The organism is Algoriphagus kandeliae, assembly GCF_004571135.1.
Classification (GTDB): domain Bacteria; phylum Bacteroidota; class Bacteroidia; order Cytophagales; family Cyclobacteriaceae; genus Algoriphagus; species Algoriphagus kandeliae.
On sequence record NZ_SPSB01000002.1, the window covers coordinates 424,392 to 439,611 of the forward strand.

The 15,220-nt window shown below is 41.0% G+C and carries 15 protein-coding genes; 5 read left to right on the plus strand and 10 right to left on the minus strand.

Annotated features, from left to right (window positions below):
- Positions 1–315: 315 nt before the first annotated feature.
- The gene (locus E4S40_RS06415; RefSeq protein WP_135072358.1) at positions 316–1,347 is read right to left on the minus strand and encodes a PorP/SprF family type IX secretion system membrane protein; all 1,032 of its coding nucleotides are present in this window, start codon (positions 1,345–1,347) and stop codon (positions 316–318) included.
- 186 nt (positions 1,348–1,533) lie between these two features.
- Positions 1,534–2,766 (minus strand): diaminopimelate decarboxylase, encoded by a 1,233-nt coding sequence (lysA, locus tag E4S40_RS06420; protein ID WP_135072360.1) that lies wholly within the window; start codon positions 2,764–2,766, stop codon positions 1,534–1,536.
- 174 nt (positions 2,767–2,940) lie between these two features.
- On the opposite strand from lysA, the gene E4S40_RS06425 reads away from it, so the two are divergent.
- Both E4S40_RS06425 and E4S40_RS06430 read left to right on the plus strand, forming a co-directional pair.
- Complete coding sequence (locus tag E4S40_RS06425; protein WP_202615343.1) at positions 2,941–4,659, plus strand: sensor histidine kinase; 1,719 nt, start codon at positions 2,941–2,943, stop codon at positions 4,657–4,659.
- A complete protein-coding gene (locus E4S40_RS06430) occupies positions 4,656–5,351 on the plus strand; it encodes a response regulator transcription factor (RefSeq protein ID WP_135072362.1) in 696 nt (231 codons plus the stop codon). The genes E4S40_RS06425 and E4S40_RS06430 overlap by 4 nt, the downstream gene beginning before the upstream one ends.
- A 27-nt stretch (positions 5,352–5,378) precedes the next feature.
- Here E4S40_RS06430 and E4S40_RS06435 read toward each other — a convergent pair whose 3' ends face one another.
- Positions 5,379–6,389 carry a dipeptide epimerase gene (locus E4S40_RS06435; protein WP_135072364.1) on the minus strand — a complete coding sequence of 337 codons (1,011 nt, stop codon included), beginning with the start codon at positions 6,387–6,389 and terminating at the stop codon, positions 5,379–5,381.
- Between the two features lie 90 nt (positions 6,390–6,479).
- Between E4S40_RS06435 and E4S40_RS06440 the strand changes: the two genes are divergently transcribed.
- Together E4S40_RS06440 and E4S40_RS06445 are read left to right on the plus strand one after the other, a co-directional pair.
- Positions 6,480–7,961: a M14 family zinc carboxypeptidase gene (locus E4S40_RS06440; RefSeq protein WP_135072366.1), complete on the plus strand. Its 1,482-nt coding sequence runs from the start codon at positions 6,480–6,482 to the stop codon at positions 7,959–7,961.
- A gap of 191 nt (positions 7,962–8,152) precedes the next feature.
- Positions 8,153–8,878 carry an SIMPL domain-containing protein gene (locus E4S40_RS06445; RefSeq protein WP_135072368.1) on the plus strand — a complete coding sequence of 242 codons (726 nt, stop codon included), beginning with the start codon at positions 8,153–8,155 and terminating at the stop codon, positions 8,876–8,878.
- A 3-nt stretch (positions 8,879–8,881) separates the two neighbouring features.
- On the opposite strand, the gene E4S40_RS06450 is transcribed toward E4S40_RS06445, so the two are convergent.
- The 7 genes from E4S40_RS06450 to pdhA form a co-directional block, all read right to left on the minus strand.
- Complete coding sequence (locus E4S40_RS06450; RefSeq protein WP_135072370.1) at positions 8,882–9,187, minus strand: hypothetical protein; 306 nt, start codon at positions 9,185–9,187, stop codon at positions 8,882–8,884.
- Positions 9,188–9,303: 116 nt separating this feature from the next.
- Positions 9,304–9,714: an OsmC family protein gene (locus E4S40_RS06455; protein WP_135072372.1), complete on the minus strand. Its 411-nt coding sequence runs from the start codon at positions 9,712–9,714 to the stop codon at positions 9,304–9,306.
- Positions 9,715–9,778: 64 nt separating this feature from the next.
- The gene (locus tag E4S40_RS06460) at positions 9,779–10,114 is read right to left on the minus strand and encodes a DUF6787 family protein (protein ID WP_135072374.1); all 336 of its coding nucleotides are present in this window, start codon (positions 10,112–10,114) and stop codon (positions 9,779–9,781) included.
- A gap of 71 nt (positions 10,115–10,185) precedes the next feature.
- The gene (locus E4S40_RS06465) at positions 10,186–11,508 is read right to left on the minus strand and encodes an aspartate kinase (protein WP_135072376.1); all 1,323 of its coding nucleotides are present in this window, start codon (positions 11,506–11,508) and stop codon (positions 10,186–10,188) included.
- A gap of 30 nt (positions 11,509–11,538) precedes the next feature.
- Positions 11,539–12,015, minus strand: a complete 477-nt coding sequence (ribH, locus tag E4S40_RS06470; RefSeq protein ID WP_135072378.1) for a 6,7-dimethyl-8-ribityllumazine synthase — start codon at positions 12,013–12,015, stop codon at positions 11,539–11,541.
- Between the two features lie 82 nt (positions 12,016–12,097).
- Positions 12,098–12,811 carry a tetratricopeptide repeat protein gene (locus E4S40_RS06475; protein WP_135072380.1) on the minus strand — a complete coding sequence of 238 codons (714 nt, stop codon included), beginning with the start codon at positions 12,809–12,811 and terminating at the stop codon, positions 12,098–12,100.
- Positions 12,812–12,923: 112 nt separating this feature from the next.
- Positions 12,924–13,943: a pyruvate dehydrogenase (acetyl-transferring) E1 component subunit alpha gene (gene pdhA / locus E4S40_RS06480; protein WP_135072382.1), complete on the minus strand. Its 1,020-nt coding sequence runs from the start codon at positions 13,941–13,943 to the stop codon at positions 12,924–12,926.
- Positions 13,944–14,033: 90 nt separating this feature from the next.
- On the opposite strand from pdhA, the gene recF reads away from it, so the two are divergent.
- Positions 14,034–15,140 carry a DNA replication/repair protein RecF gene (recF, locus tag E4S40_RS06485; RefSeq protein WP_135072384.1) on the plus strand — a complete coding sequence of 369 codons (1,107 nt, stop codon included), beginning with the start codon at positions 14,034–14,036 and terminating at the stop codon, positions 15,138–15,140.
- The last annotated feature ends 80 nt before the right edge of the window (positions 15,141–15,220 follow it).

Sequence of the window (15,220 nt, forward strand, 5' to 3'; positions counted from 1 at the left end):
CGAAGTTTTTGTATTTCATTTTTTAGAATATTATTTTTTGTAAATCATATACAACAAAATGATATTCTATAAAATCAATCATTTCGACGAAAAATACCTTAAAAATTCTAAATGTCAAGTATTTTAAAACTCTGTCCGAAAATGAAATGCAGCTTAGAATTTTATCATTTTTCTTAAAAATGTACTATTGTTCAAAAAAGCAGGGAAGTGAAACTTTTTTCTAGGTATGAAATGAAAAAGGCCTGAAAATCAGGCCTGAATAAAAATTTGAAAAAATTTTAAAATTTTTTTCTGTGAGGAGTCGATTTTGCCAAATTAATAGCGGAAACAAGGGATTGTCCGAGCTCTTTGATTTCTGCTTTTTGGGTCTCCCCATAAGAATCGATAGGTCACAGAGATCTCATGAGCCCCTCCTGAGTTCCGCATTCCAAGTTTGGAAACGGTATAATCAAAGGAGTAACCTATATCCAATCCGGTAGGAAGTGAGACACCTACCAAGGCAATAACAGCTTCATTATTCGGAAGTGAATTTTTGGTCGGTAAGCCTCGGTACCATAGACCTAATACTAAAGGATCCAGGTAGAGCTGTGTTCCAATATCTAGCTGATTAAAGGGGTCTTGTTGTTTGTAATTGAAGGCGAAGGAAATTGCCCGTTCCTGATAAGCGTGGGTGAAATAATCTCTTCGGCCTCCTGTAAGGTCAAATTTAACTCCCCCTTGAGCTGAAATTTTCATGGGTAGCTCTGAAATCTGCCCCTCAACAAAACTTACATTGGGTTCTCCCAAGTGGTGGGCTGAGGCTCCAAGCCAGAAGTTTTTGGTATAGAACATACCCCCAACCGCAAAGTCAAAAAAGCTGTATCGGCTATCAATTGGAATTCCATCTAATTCATCTGTAATCACCCCGATATTTCCATTGATGATGTCAATCTGTGTTCCAAAAACCAAGTCCGAGAAAAAAGCATCCCGCTGCATATAACTGGCCTGTCCTCCCAATCGAAAGAAGGTGTCCTCACCAAGTTGGAGTTTATATGCGTAGGAAAGGCCGACTTCATTGGTGGCGAGATTGGCCATGCTTTCGCGATTTCCGTTGAATATCAACCCAATTCCAGAATTGTAATCAAATACGTAATGGTCTATATAAAAGGAATAGGAATTGAAGCTGTGGTCCAATCCAGGCCATTGATTTCGGTAATTTACACCAATTCGTGTGAGTTCGGATGCACCTGTAAGGGCGGGGTTGAGGTAAAGTGGGGCAGCATAAAATTGAGAATATTGTACATCCTGAGCTTTGCTAAAAAAGCTAAGCCCTATCAATACAACCGCTCCAAAAATTTTCTTCAACATAACTTTCCCCTCTTTGACAAAGGTATAGTTGCCTGATAATCAAGCCAAATTAAATTCCACAAAGACTAGAAACTACTAGGGCTTATGATTGGGGCGATCAATCAGATTTGTTTCTTGACTTTTACTAAATGTTGTGGTTCTTTTATTCAATAACTATACCAAAGCGACGTTTATTGGGCATTTTGCCTAAAACTCCAGCTGCACTTGATTCTTCACTAAATCTTCAAAGCTTTCACGCTTTCTGATTAGGTGTGCTTTTCCATTCCATACCAATACCTCAGCAGGTCGAAGTCTTGAATTGTAATTGGATGCCATGCTAAATCCATAGGCACCAGCATTCTTGATTACGAGTATATCCCCTTGCCGAACCTCAGGCAAAACCCGATCAGCAGCAAGCGTGTCTGTTTCACAGATGTAGCCAACCACATGATAAGATTGATTTCCACCTTTTGGATTGCTCAGATTATAAACATCGTGATAAGCATCATAGAGCATAGGACGGATTAAATGATTTAATCCAGAGTCCACTCCTACGAAGGTGATGGTGGGGGTTTCCTTGACAACATTCGCCTCTACCAAGAAGTACCCTGCCTCACTTACCAAAAATTTACCAGGCTCCAACCAAAGCTCTAAGGAGCGCCCATACTCCTTACAAAAATCCTGAAAGGCTTTAGAAACCTTATCTCCAACCTCCCGAATATCCGTAGCTGGATCTCCTGCTTTGTAAGCAACCTTGAATCCTCCACCACAATCGATAAATCGTAGATCAGGGAAATTTTTTGCAGCTTCAAATAGCACATTCGCACCCCTAAGGAAAATCTCGGCATCCAAAATATCGGAACCCGTATGTACATGAAGTCCCGCGATATTCAGGTCATAAGCAGCAACTGTAGCAATGATTTCCGGAAGCTGTTCAATAGAAATTCCAAACTTACTGTGTTTGTGCCCAACTGAAATTTTAGCATTTCCTCCAGCCAGAATGTGTGGATTGATTCGAATGCAAGCTGGAACTTGATTTCCGTATTGCTTCCCAAATTGCTTCATCAAAGGGATGCTGTCCAAATTGACCATCACCCCTAATTTTACCGCTTCCTCAATTTCAGAAAATGAAACCCCACTTGGAGTGTACATAATCTCTACCGGGTCAAAACCCGCCATTATCCCAAGTTTTACTTCCTCAATGGACACGGCATCAATCCCAGCTCCGGCATTTCTGATCAGTTTTAATATAGAAATATTGGAAAGGGCCTTAGTAGCATATTTAATCTTTAAAGGAACATCAGAAAAGGCCTCTTGGATAGAGCGGATTTGACTGACGATTTTTTCTCCATCATAAACATAAAGTGGCAGCCCGAATTCTCTAGCGATAGACTCTAGGCTTACTCCCTGAATCTCGGAAGGATGTTGGTTTAAATTCATGGTCTGAAATTTGCCCCCAAAGATAGGGATCATCCATCCAAGCAACGAATGATTCAAGGCTTTTCCCCGCTGGATTTTCCAAATTGATTTCGAAAAAGACTTGTCCTTGATTGTCTGCCGGTTAAATATTGTTAAGTATTAACCCTCCCTTTTCAAAGGGCGTAAATTTGTACTATGTCCAAAAATAAAATCACCCTGATTATTGTGTTAATGTCCGTGGCCAGTTTGGGGCTTATGGGCTTTCAATATTATTGGGTGAGCAATGCCATTAGGATTAATCAGGAGCGATTTGACCAAGAAGTGTATCAGGCATTAGCAGGTGCTGTAGATCAAATCGAAAAAGGAGAAACCAGTGATTTTTTATTGGGGCAATTGATGCGTGACCCAGTCCTTCAGGAGTCGCTATTTGAAAAAATCGAGCCTATCAATATAGATGAAATCAGACCCAAACCACGAATCCGCCCAAGTACTTCCATTGTAGACACACTCCAAATTGCATCAGTTCCTCAAGTGAGTACGCGATTTAAGCGAATGCTTGAAGTTCGAGGAATTGATCTGAGTTTATTGGAGGAGTTGGAGCAATTTTTTGCCTATATGACTCCCGAGGTGGCGTCTTCCATTTTCACCCCTGATGAGATGGCTATTCTTTTGGAGGAAAAGGAACGGCAACTAGAGTATTTGAGTAGAGTAGAGGTTTTTTCCTTTTCAAGAGGGACAGGAGTACTTCCTAATAATATTGTCGAATATGAACCAGCAATTTCTCCGGAAGCCATTGACAAAATTCGTCGTGCCAACTTGAAGATTGATCTTATGAATAAGGCATGGGAAGAAATGGCAGAGGGGCAAAAGGAAATTTTGGAAAGGCTCGATACGACCAATGTGCGGAAACTGGTGAAAAGTAACCTGCTTGAGCGGGGAATTATGGAGGATTTTGAGTTGGGGATTCTTCAAGATGATGGGCTTTTGATGCCTATTGGGAAAGTGGATCAACCATTTCGATTGGTACAATATGGAACGCAGGCCAAGCTTTTCCCACGGGATATTTTGGGCAAGGAAAACTATCTGTACATCTTTTTCCCTGAAAAGACACAGCATGTGATCCGCCAAGTTTGGTTGCCTATTAGCTCCTCAATCCTTTTTATTGGAGTGATTATCTGGTGTTTTATTTATGCAATTCGTGTGATTTTTAAGCAGAAGGCTCTTTCCGACACCAAGAATGATTTTATCAACAATATGACCCATGAGTTCAAGACTCCTCTTGCGACGGTGAGTTTGGCGGTGGAGGCATTGCAGGATCCTGAACTTTCCACCCAGGATAAATTCAGAGACCGATATCTGGGGATCATTAAAGATGAAAATAAGCGTTTGGTCGCACAGGTTGAAAATGTACTGCAGGCTGCTGCACTAGATAAACAGGATTTCAAACTTAAACTGGAGGAAGTTAATCTTTCAGAGTTATTGGATGATGCGGTAGATCATTTCAGTTTGCAAATTGAAAAAAGAGAAGGTGAATTGGTTTTTGAAAATGAACTTCAGCATCCAGTGATTCAAGCAGACCGTTTTCACATAAGCCATATTTTCAATAACCTATTGGATAATGCCAATAAGTATTCGCCAGAAAAACCAATGATTACCGTTCGGGCTTGGGAAGAAGAGGACCAGATTTTGATAAGTATACAGGATCAGGGGATCGGCCTTAGCAAGGATGCGCAGCGGAAAATTTTCGATAAATTCTACCGAGTTCCTACCGGAAACCTTCATGATGTAAAAGGCTTTGGCTTGGGTCTTTCCTATGTCAAAACTATGCTAGAGGCCCATAAAGGCGGAATTTCCGTCAAAAGTGAACTTGGGAAAGGAAGTACCTTTACCATTAACTTACCAAAAAGAAAATGAGCAAAGCAAGATTATTAGTCGTAGAAGATGACCCTAATTTGGGTGATATCTTAAAGGAATATTTAGAAATGAAAGGCTACGAGCCTACTCTTTGCCGTGATGGGGAAGAAGGTTGGAGCAAGTTTAAAAAAGACAAATACGACCTGTGTCTTTTGGATATCATGATGCCAAAGAAGGATGGTTTTACCCTCGCAAAGGAGATAAAGAAGGTTCAGGAAGATTTACCTATCCTTTTTCTGACTGCCAAAAACCAAAAAGAAGATGTCATCGAAGGTCTAAAAATCGGAGCTGACGATTATTTGACCAAACCGTTTAGCATGGAGGAACTTCTCCTTCGGGTCAATGCCATTCTAAGAAGAACACAAAAAGGTCAGGAGACTGCGCCTTTGAAAGTTTATAAGTTTGGCGGTTTTGAATTGCATTATGATAAGCAGTTATTGGAAGGACCAAAAGGACCTCATAAGTTGACTTCTAAGGAAAATGAATTGCTACGTCTTTTGGCTTCAGAAATGAATCGATTGGTAAATCGAAGTCATGCGCTGAAGCAAATCTGGGGAGACGACAGCTATTTCAATGCCCGAAGCATGGATGTGTACCTGAGTAAGATTCGAAAAATCCTCAAGGATGACCCAAAGGTTCAAATCATCACTGTACACGGAGAAGGCTTTAAGCTGATTGTAACAGAAGATTGATTTTCGCCGGACTTTTGTCCGGCTTTTTTATTTTAAAATGGCACCAATTCCAGATCGGTTTGGAAATTCTACTCCGGAGGAAGTGACTATTACGCCTTCGGCAGGATCTTTAGCCAGCAAAAGTGCTCCATCCATATCCACATAATCCAACAAAGGAGCTAAATGTGCAATGGCAGAGATTCCCACGGATGATTCTGTCATACAACCAACCATGGTTTTCATTCCAAGGGATTTTGCTTCCTGAATCATTCGAAGTCCAGGGGTAATCCCGCCAGCTTTTACCAATTTCACGTTGATGGCATGAAATAAGCCATGGCACCGTTTCACATCTGATTCTACCATACAACTTTCATCTGCCATGACAGGAAGTTTGGAATGTTGGTATACTTCTTTCATTCCTTCCCAATCTTCTCTAGGAAGAGGTTGTTCCATAAATTCTACTCCAAGCTTGGCGAGTTCTTCTGAGTTTCGAATTGCCTGCTCAGCAGTCCAAGCACAATTGGCATCAATTCGGAATACAGCGTCAGTTTCATTTCGAAGAGCCCGGACAATATCCAAGTCATTGTCAGTTCCCAATTTGATCTTATAAATTGACCAATCCACTTCCTTCATTTTGGCAACCATTTTTTCTACCGTATCAATCCCAATGGTATAATTGCTGATAGGAATTCGTTCCGGATTCAAGCCCAAAACTTCGTAGAGTTTTTTGCCTTGCTTTTTGGCAAAAAGATCCCAAGCTGCCATATCCAAGGCACATTGGGCAAAAGCATCCTCCTTAAAATGAGCTTTCCCATGTTCCCAAAGTTCGGAGGGGTGATTCCAATTTATCCCTTCAACTATGGGCCTGAATTTTTCCAAGCTTTCTTGCATTCCTTCGACAGTTACCCCGTAATAGGGATTGCTGGTTGCTTCGCCTAAACCTTCCATTCCGTCTTCTTCCAATTTCACAATCAGGGTGTCTTGTACTTCTCGGCTTTGGTGCGCAATGGTAAATCTGTGTTTCAAAGGAAGGTCATAGACCTGATATGATAGCTTCATAGAATAGTCGCTGGGATATTGGGAGTTTGGCTGTTTTTTTCTGGTGATTTGCGTAGTTTTACTCGAAACCACACTATTGATTTTCAAAAGATGAAGTTAAATAAAAGATCAATTTCTAGTCTTTTCTTATTGTTTTTGTTTTTCGCTTATGGATGCGACCAAGCAAGCAAAACATCACCGGAATCTATTCCATTAGAAACGCTTCAAAATGCTCATGAACAGTTTTTGGAAGGGGCAATTACTCATCGTCGCTTCAAGCATGAAGATTTGCAGCCTCTCATTCAAAAGCATTCTGATGCCTTTGAAATTGCAGTGCTAGGAAACTCTGTGGAGGGAAGAAGTATTTCTTCCTTAGACTGGGGACAAGGAGAAACCAAAGTGATGCTTTGGTCTCAGATGCATGGGAATGAAAGTACAGCTACCATGGCCTTGTTTGATTTATTCAATTTTTTGAAAGCTTCAGGAGATGAATTTGATCCAATTCGGCAGACCTTAATGGAGAATCTGAAAATCAAATTTATTCCTATGATCAATCCCGATGGGGCCGAAGCTTTCAAGCGGAGAAATGCATTGGATATCGACCTCAATCGAGATGCGATTTCCCAGATTTCACCAGAGGCTGTTATTTTAAAGGGAGCTCGGGATTCTTTTGAGCCAGAATTCGGATTCAATCTCCATGATCAGCAGATTTATTATAATGTGGAAAACACACCTAAACAGGCAACTATCTCTGTTTTGGCACCTGGATACAATTATGAGCGGGATATCAATGAAGTACGTGGCCGTGCGATGAAGACCATCGTGGGAATGAATGAAGTGCTTCAGCAATTGATTCCGGGACAGGTTGGGAAATATGACGATGGATTTGAGCCACGAGCTTTTGGTGACAATATTCAAAAATGGGGTACAAGTACGATTTTGATTGAGTCAGGAGGTTATAATGGAGATCCTGAGAAGCAATATATCCGCAAGCTCAATTTCATGATCATCCTAAATGCCCTTCATCAGATTGCCAAAAAGGGTTATGAAGCCTACACTGTGGATCAATATTTTGAGATACCAGATAATGGCTTCCAATTGATGGATTTGATTTTACAGGAAGTTCAAGTTCCAGTGGAGGGATCGTTGTATCCAGTGGACATTGCCATTAGAAGGAGGGAATCCAATGCCGGTCCGACTTATTCTGTCACAGGGAATGTTGAAGATTTGGGTGATATGCAGGTTTATTTTGGTTTGGAAGAACTGGACGCAACTGGCTTGAAGTTTACAGAAGGGAAAGTGTATGAACAGGCTTTTGAATCTGTAGATGAAATCACTGTTGATAAAACGATGGAATTATTGAGGTCAGGCTATATTGCTGTAAAAGTAAAAAATGGCCAAGCTGGAGATTTGCATCAACTTCCAATTGTAGTGCTTCAAAGCACTGATAAATTTTCTTTTGGATGGAAAACCGGATCAAACCCTACCTTTTTCCTTTCCGATGGAAATACGCTTCGTTATGCTGTGGTTAATGGCTATTTGATTGATCTGGAGAATCCAAAAGATCAGTTGATCAAGCAGCGCGTTTATTGATTTTATCATGTCTTAGAATTTGAAAGAGGCTGTCTCGAAAGCCATTTTTTTGTCAGGCTGAGCGAAGTCGAAGTCTATTTTTGCTTGATTAGCATCGTTTCGACTCCGCTCAACGTGACAAAGCTCAATTAGGGACAGCCTCTTTTTCTTTCCAAAAAATCCATAACTTTAATTAGTTAACTCTTTCGACCATGAGATCAAATGCAATACTTTTCGCAATAGCCATTGTGCTGTCATCCATCATTTTTGGCTATGCAGTGATTAATCGAAATCGCCCTCAGGGAACTGTGAATGTGACTGGTTTGGGTGAGAAAAATTTCACCTCGGATTTGATCGTTTGGGAAGGTAACTTCAGTAGAAGCAGTGCCAATATTCAATCGGCATATGCCAATTTGGAAAAAGACAGGGAGGCAGTGACCCAATATTTGGTATCGAAAGGTATTCCTCAGGAACAATTGGTTTTTAATGCAGTCACCACTAATCCAACCTATGATCAAAATTATTCCAATGATGGCCGCTACATGGGCCAGACATTTACAGGATATCAACTGAATCAGTCTTTGGTTATCGAATCTCAAGAGGTGGAAAAAGTCGAGAAAATCAGCCGGGAAATTACCGAGCTTTTAAACCAAGGCATAGCTTTTTATTCTCAGCAGCCTCGCTACTATTACACTGAACTTGAATCTTTGAAATTGGAAATGATTGCCAAGGCTACGGAAGATGCTCGGATTCGTGCCGAACGAATTGCTGAAAATTCCGGGGCAAAACTCGGAAGTCTGATTTCAGCTAATATGGGGGTTTTTCAGATTACCGGTCAAAATTCCGGTGAGGATTATTCTTGGGGAGGAGCTTTTAATACCAGTTCAAAAAATAAAACAGCTTCGATTACGATGAAGCTGGTTTTTGAGGTGGATTAATTTTTATCCCAAAGCCAAGGCTAGTGGAATAAACAGTCCGTAAGCAAGCAAACCTATTGCCCAACCCATTATTTTCTTGAAACCCGTAGATTGGCGAAGGCCAACCGTATTTTTGAAAATTATTCCAGAAATCCCTGCAGCAATAGGAGTGAAGATGAAATAGATGGATAGCTCTTTCAGGTTTTGGATTGAAAGAGAGCCATTTACACTGAAAAACACGAGAAGAAGTAAAATTGCGAAAAGTGCGTTTTTGGCGAAAATCATACGATTGGAATCATAGGTCAATCGCCTTGCAGAGATGGTATTCATGGTAATCTGTGAGTTGGTTTAGTAGTCGTAGCAGATTCCTAACGGATTTGACTGCTGTAAAGTTCTAACAAAAAAAGATCCCGAAGGATCTTTTTGTTATGTTAAAATTCCTAATCTTAATTCAATGTGTATTCCACTGAGATTTCCATGTTTAAAGCTTTGGAAATTGGACAGTTTTTCTCAGCATCTTTGACAAGCTCTGCAAATTTTTCCTCGCTAATTCCCTCCACCTTAGCTTTTAATACCAAGTGGGATTTCTTCAAAGTTCCATCTTCAAAAGTGATGTGGCTAGTGACATCGAGTTCTTGTGGAGGAAAGTTTTCCCCGCTCAAATTGAAGCTTAATTTCATGGCAAAGCAGCCTGCATGAGCTGCGGCGATTAATTCTTCAGGATTGGTTCCGATTCCATCTTCAAATCGAGATGAAAAAGAATATTGTGTTTGATTGAGGACTGTGCTAGCGGTGGTCAAGTGGCCTTTGCCATCTTTTCCACTTCCATTCCATACGGCTGTTGCTTTTCTGATCATGATATTATGGATTTGGGGTTAAAAATTAATTTATTTAAGAAATGAAATTGTGGTTGCTTTAGTTCTATGATTTCGATTTTTTTCCTTTGAAGGGCTTGATCATTCTACGAACTATCTGTTTTTCCTTTTCCCAGAAAAATCTAAACTGACCAAATAGAAAGCCATAGATCAGAAGAAAAATCTGATAGAGAGGAAGAACAAGGAGCAGGTAAACGACTGTATTAATAAAACCTCCTTTTTCTACTCCAAAAAAATCCAAGATGGGATTTTTGATAAAGAGGATGGTAAAACCTGTGCAGGCAAACACGATCAGAACCATGACTACCTGAAACAAGCTGTCCAATTTCCATTTGGCTTGGAGTCGCTTTAAAAAGCCAGGTTTATCAGGGTGATTGGACATGCGGCAAAAATAACAGGAAAGAGGCTAATAAAAAGAGCCGCGCAAATAAGCCCGGCTCCTTAGTCAATTTTTTAATCCCAATTAAATACCCCTTCATTCAAGTGTTGGAGGGCGTCTTTTTTATACTTAGTATCCAATAATAGAGAGACATTATGTCTACTTCCTCCGTAGGAGACCATTCGGATAGGAAAATCAACCAGGCTATCCATAACAGATTTGATTGCTCCCCGAGTTTCCGAAACCATATTTCCCACAATGCAAATAATGGTTTGGTTTTGATCCACTTCGACTGAACCTAAGGTTTCCAATTCTTCGATAATAGCCTTCAAGTGACTAGTATCGTCAATCGTAACAGAAACAGCCACCTCAGAGGTGGTGATCATATCGATTGGGGTTTTGTACTTCTCGAAAATTTCGAAAACCCTTCTCAAGAATCCATAAGCCAAAAGCATTCGGCTGGATTTGATTTTAATTGCAGTAATTCCATCTTTTGCAGCAATCGCCTTCACTCCTTTGGTTTCCACATCGGCTTTGATCAAAGTTCCATGTGCTTGTGGATCCATGGTGTTCAGTAGACGTACTGGGACGTTGTACTGTTGTGCTGGCCAGATTGAAGCAGGATGGAGGATTTTTGCCCCGAAATAAGCCAACTCAGCAGCCTCATCAAATGAAAGCTCTGCGATTGGACGGGTTTTGTCCACGATTCGCGGGTCATTATTGTGCATGCCGTCAATGTCTGTCCAGATTTCACAGACGGAAGCATTGATGGCTGCTGCTATAAGAGAAGCAGTATAATCAGAACCCCCTCGCTTGAGGTTATCCACTTCATTTCGATGATTTTTGCAGATATAACCCTGAGTGATGAAAAGTTTTTCTCCCGAGTGCTGAGCTAAAATGGCTTTGAGTTTTTCAGAAATTTTTCCGAGCTCAGGCTCTGAGTTTTCATCAATGCTCATGAAGTCCAATGCCACCAAGAATACTGCAGGAATTTCCAATTCCTCTAATAGCGTGTAGAATAATTTGGTAGAGAGTAATTCTCCCTGAGCCAAAATATCCCGATTGATTGCCTCATTGAAGGAAATCTTGAGGATGATATTCAAAAACTCAAAATGCTCTTTAATGATAGCTTCTGCTTTCTTTCTAGCTTTTTCAGTTTTAAGTAGCTGTGGATAAAAATCCAAATAATGTGCATGTAGGGCGTCTATTCGCTCTTTTGCCAAGATACGATCAGCTGCAGCAAGTGCTTCTCCAATACTTACAAGTGCATTGGTCGTGCCGGAAAGAGCTGAAAGCACCACAATGGTTGGTTCGTCTGAAGCAGTGACTAGGTCTTTGACCTGATGCATTCGCTCGGGCTTACCTACAGAGGTTCCCCCGAATTTCATGACTTTCATAAATGATCTATAGGTTTTTGGTTTGAGTGCTTAGAATCCGAGCATTTTGACGGCTGTGATAGCAGCTTCGTCACCTTTGTTTCCATGTTTTCCTCCAGCTCGGTCCATGGCTTGTTGCTGATTATTGGGTGTTAAAACCCCAAAAATGACTGGTTTGTTATACTTCAAACCCACATTGGTGATTCCATTAGCAACGGCGTCACAGATGAAGTCGAAGTGACGGGTTTCGCCTTGAATCACACAGCCCAAGCAAATAACCGCATCGATGCTTTCGTCCTGAGCACACCACTGTGCCCCAAGTGAAAGCTCGAAAGAACCGGGGACATTTTTTCGGATGATGTTTTCCTTTTTTGCACCATGCTGAAGTAAGGTCTGATAGGCTCCGGAATAAAGGGCTTCGGTTACGTCCTCATTCCACTCGGAAACTACGATCGCAAATTTTTTGGTGCTTATATCGGAGATGTTTTTGGAGCTGTATTCGCTCAGGCTTTTGTTAGAGGTAGCCATAGTTTGATTTCGTTTGGGTTTAAACAAAAAAGAGTAAGACCGGAGGGGCCTTACTCTTCTAATAATTGCTTATAGTCAAGCATTACTTAGCGGCAAGGCCTTCTAAGCGTGCTTTGTGTTTTCGTGCAAAAGAATACTCGTAAGACTCATAGTAGTTGTCCTCGATTTCACCATATGCTTCGATTGCGTCTTGGATACGACCTGCTTCTTCGAAAGCAATGGCTAATTTGTACAAATACTTAGGAGTGAAATACTTGTTTTCGTTGTAATTAGCTGCTTTTTCATAGTTTGTGATAGCCTTATCCAGGTCACCACTTTCTAAGTAAGCATCGCCTAACAAAGAGTAAGCTTTTCCTTGAACCAAGTAATCGTCAGAAGAAAACTTCTCCAAATAGTTAATTGCTTCTGCGTAGTTTTTCTCAGAAAGGTAGATGGAACCCAAGTAAAAGTTGGCTAGGTTAGCCGCATCGGTATTTGGATATTCATCTACGATTTGCAAGAATCCCGCATTAATTCCATCGCCGTTCAAAGCAAAGTCAATACTGTCCTGCTCATAGAAATATACAGCTTGGAACATTTCGGACTGTGCCTTGTCGTTTTGGTTTTGATTGTTGATTTGGAAGAATAGGATGCCTCCGATCAAAATGATCGCAGCAATCAAGACTCCTCCCAATACTTTGCTATTTTTCTTCAAAAAAGCTTCACCTCTTCCAAGTCTCTCTGCTAAAACCTCAGGGTTCTCTAGCAATTCATTTGAAGGATCGTGCGCTGCTTTTTTGGAATGTTTCGTTGCCATGTTACTCAATTTTCGAGTCGCAAATATACAGTTTTTATGATTTACACAAAGCCCAATAAAAAAGCCATGAAGTCACATGAAATCATGGCTTTGGGTCTTCAATATTTTGTGCTTATTCCATGACGAAAGGATAGTCTTCTTGGACATATACATCCTTGAAGGCATCCATTCCATCAGGCCAAGGAGATTCCTCAGCAAATTTAACGGCATCAGCTACTTGTTTTTTCACCTTTGCATTGATTGCCTCGATCTCTTCTTCAGTCAAAATTTTATTATCCTGAATAGTTTTAAGGACTTGCTCGATAGGGTCTTTCTTCTTGTATTCCTCTACCTCTTCCTTGGTTCGGTATTTTTGAGGGTCAGACATTGAGTGTCCTTTGTATCGATAAGTTCGGAATTCCAATAGGGTAGGACCATCTCCTCTTCTTGCTCTTTCTGCAGCTTCAGCTACGGCCTCGTGAACAGCTTCCACATTCATTCCATCCACGGGGAAGGAAGGCATGTCGTATGCATCTCCAATTTTGTAAAGCTCTGTCACATTTGAAGTACGCGCTACAGAAGTACCCATAGCATAGCCATTATTTTCGATCACGAAAATAACTGGAGTCTTGTACAACATAGCCAAGTTGAAAGCTTCGTGAACGGCACCTTGACGAACGGCACCATCACCCATGTGACAGATACAAAGGTTTTTCGTGCCTTTATATTTTTCAGCAAAGCCAATTCCCAAGCCCATAGGGACCTGAGCACCTACGATGCCGTGACCGCCCATGAAGTTTCTCTCTTTATCAAAAATGTGCATGGAACCGCCCTTACCTTTAGTAGTACCAGTGGCTTTGCCATACAATTCAGCCATGATGGCTCCCGGGTCTGTGCCCAAGCCTAGCGGATGACCGTGATCCCGGTATGCTGTGATCCATTTGTCGTCCTTATCTAGGGCAGTGATTGCACCTGCAGCGCAAGCTTCTTGTCCGATGTAGAGGTGGCAAAAGCCACGGATTTTCTGCTGGCCATAAAGCTGGCCTGCTTTTTCCTCAAACCTCCTCATCAAAAGCATGCTTTCGTACCAGTAGGCGTAAGTTTCCTTGGAATACTTTACTTTGGACTTATTTGCTGTGGTTCTCTTTGCCATATCGTAAATTCAAAATATGCTAATTTAGGCCCCAAATATAACCAACCTCTCCTAAAAATCAGGCTGCCGCCAAAATTATTCCTGAACCGCATGTATCTAAAGTCCCTGGAACTCTTACAATTCAAAAACCATGAGAAAACCCGGCTGGACTTTTCCCCTCAAATCAATTGTTTCACCGGATTGAATGGAAGTGGAAAAACAAATATCCTTGATGGAATCCATTATCTCTCTCTTACCAAAAGTGCGGTTCAGTCCAGTGATTCCCTTAATGTACAGCACGAACATGATTTTTTCGCGATAAAGGGGATTTTTGAGATTAACCAAAAACCACTGGAAGTTCGCTGTACCTTTGAGTTAGGGAAAAAGAAGCAGATCTGGCAAAACGGGAAAGCTTTGGACAAGACCTCTGAACATGTAGGGCTGATTCCTTTGGTTTTAATTGCTCCGGATGATACTGAATTAATAAAAGGAGGAAGTGAAGGCCGTCGAAAATTCTTCGATGGACTGCTGTCCCAAATGGATAAAAGTTACTTATCTGAGCTTATTCGATATCATCATTATTTGAAGCAGCGGAATGCACTTTTAAAGCAGTTTGCTGAGACGGGTAGAAGGGATTTGACTCTTTTGGGAAGCTATGATCAAGAAATGATTCGGCTGAGTCAGATGTTGGCCAAAAGGCGAAGTGAGTTGATGTCAGAATTGGCTCCTATGCTTCAGGAGCATTATGAGGAGATTTCCCAAGGACAGGAAAAAGTAAGTGTACAATATGATACCGAGGCCTTAAGGGAGGATTTTGCAGATTACTTTCTGGATCTTCGGAAAAAGGATTTTATCACTAAGAATTCCAATGCTGGTATTCATAAAGACGATTACAATTTTCTAATTGGTGAACATCCTATCCGAAAAATCGGAAGCCAGGGTCAACAAAAGTCTTTTATCATCGCTCTGAAACTGGCTCAGTTTCAAATCTTCGAGCAGGTGAAAGGAGAGAAGCCCTTGCTCTTATTAGATGATATTTTCGACAAATTGGATGATTCACGAATCGCTCAGATGATGCAATTAATTTCCAAGCATACTTTTGGACAGATTTTTTTGACGGATGCTCGGCCGGAACGCTCTCATTCCATTTTAACCCAGTTGGACTCGGAGGTTTATTTCTTTGGAGTGGAAAATGGAAAAGTAAATCCGGAGCAATAAAAAAAGAGGCCGAAGCCTCTTTTAATATTTCCACAAATTATTTCAACTTTCGAATACCTTGCCTTATTTAACCGAAATGA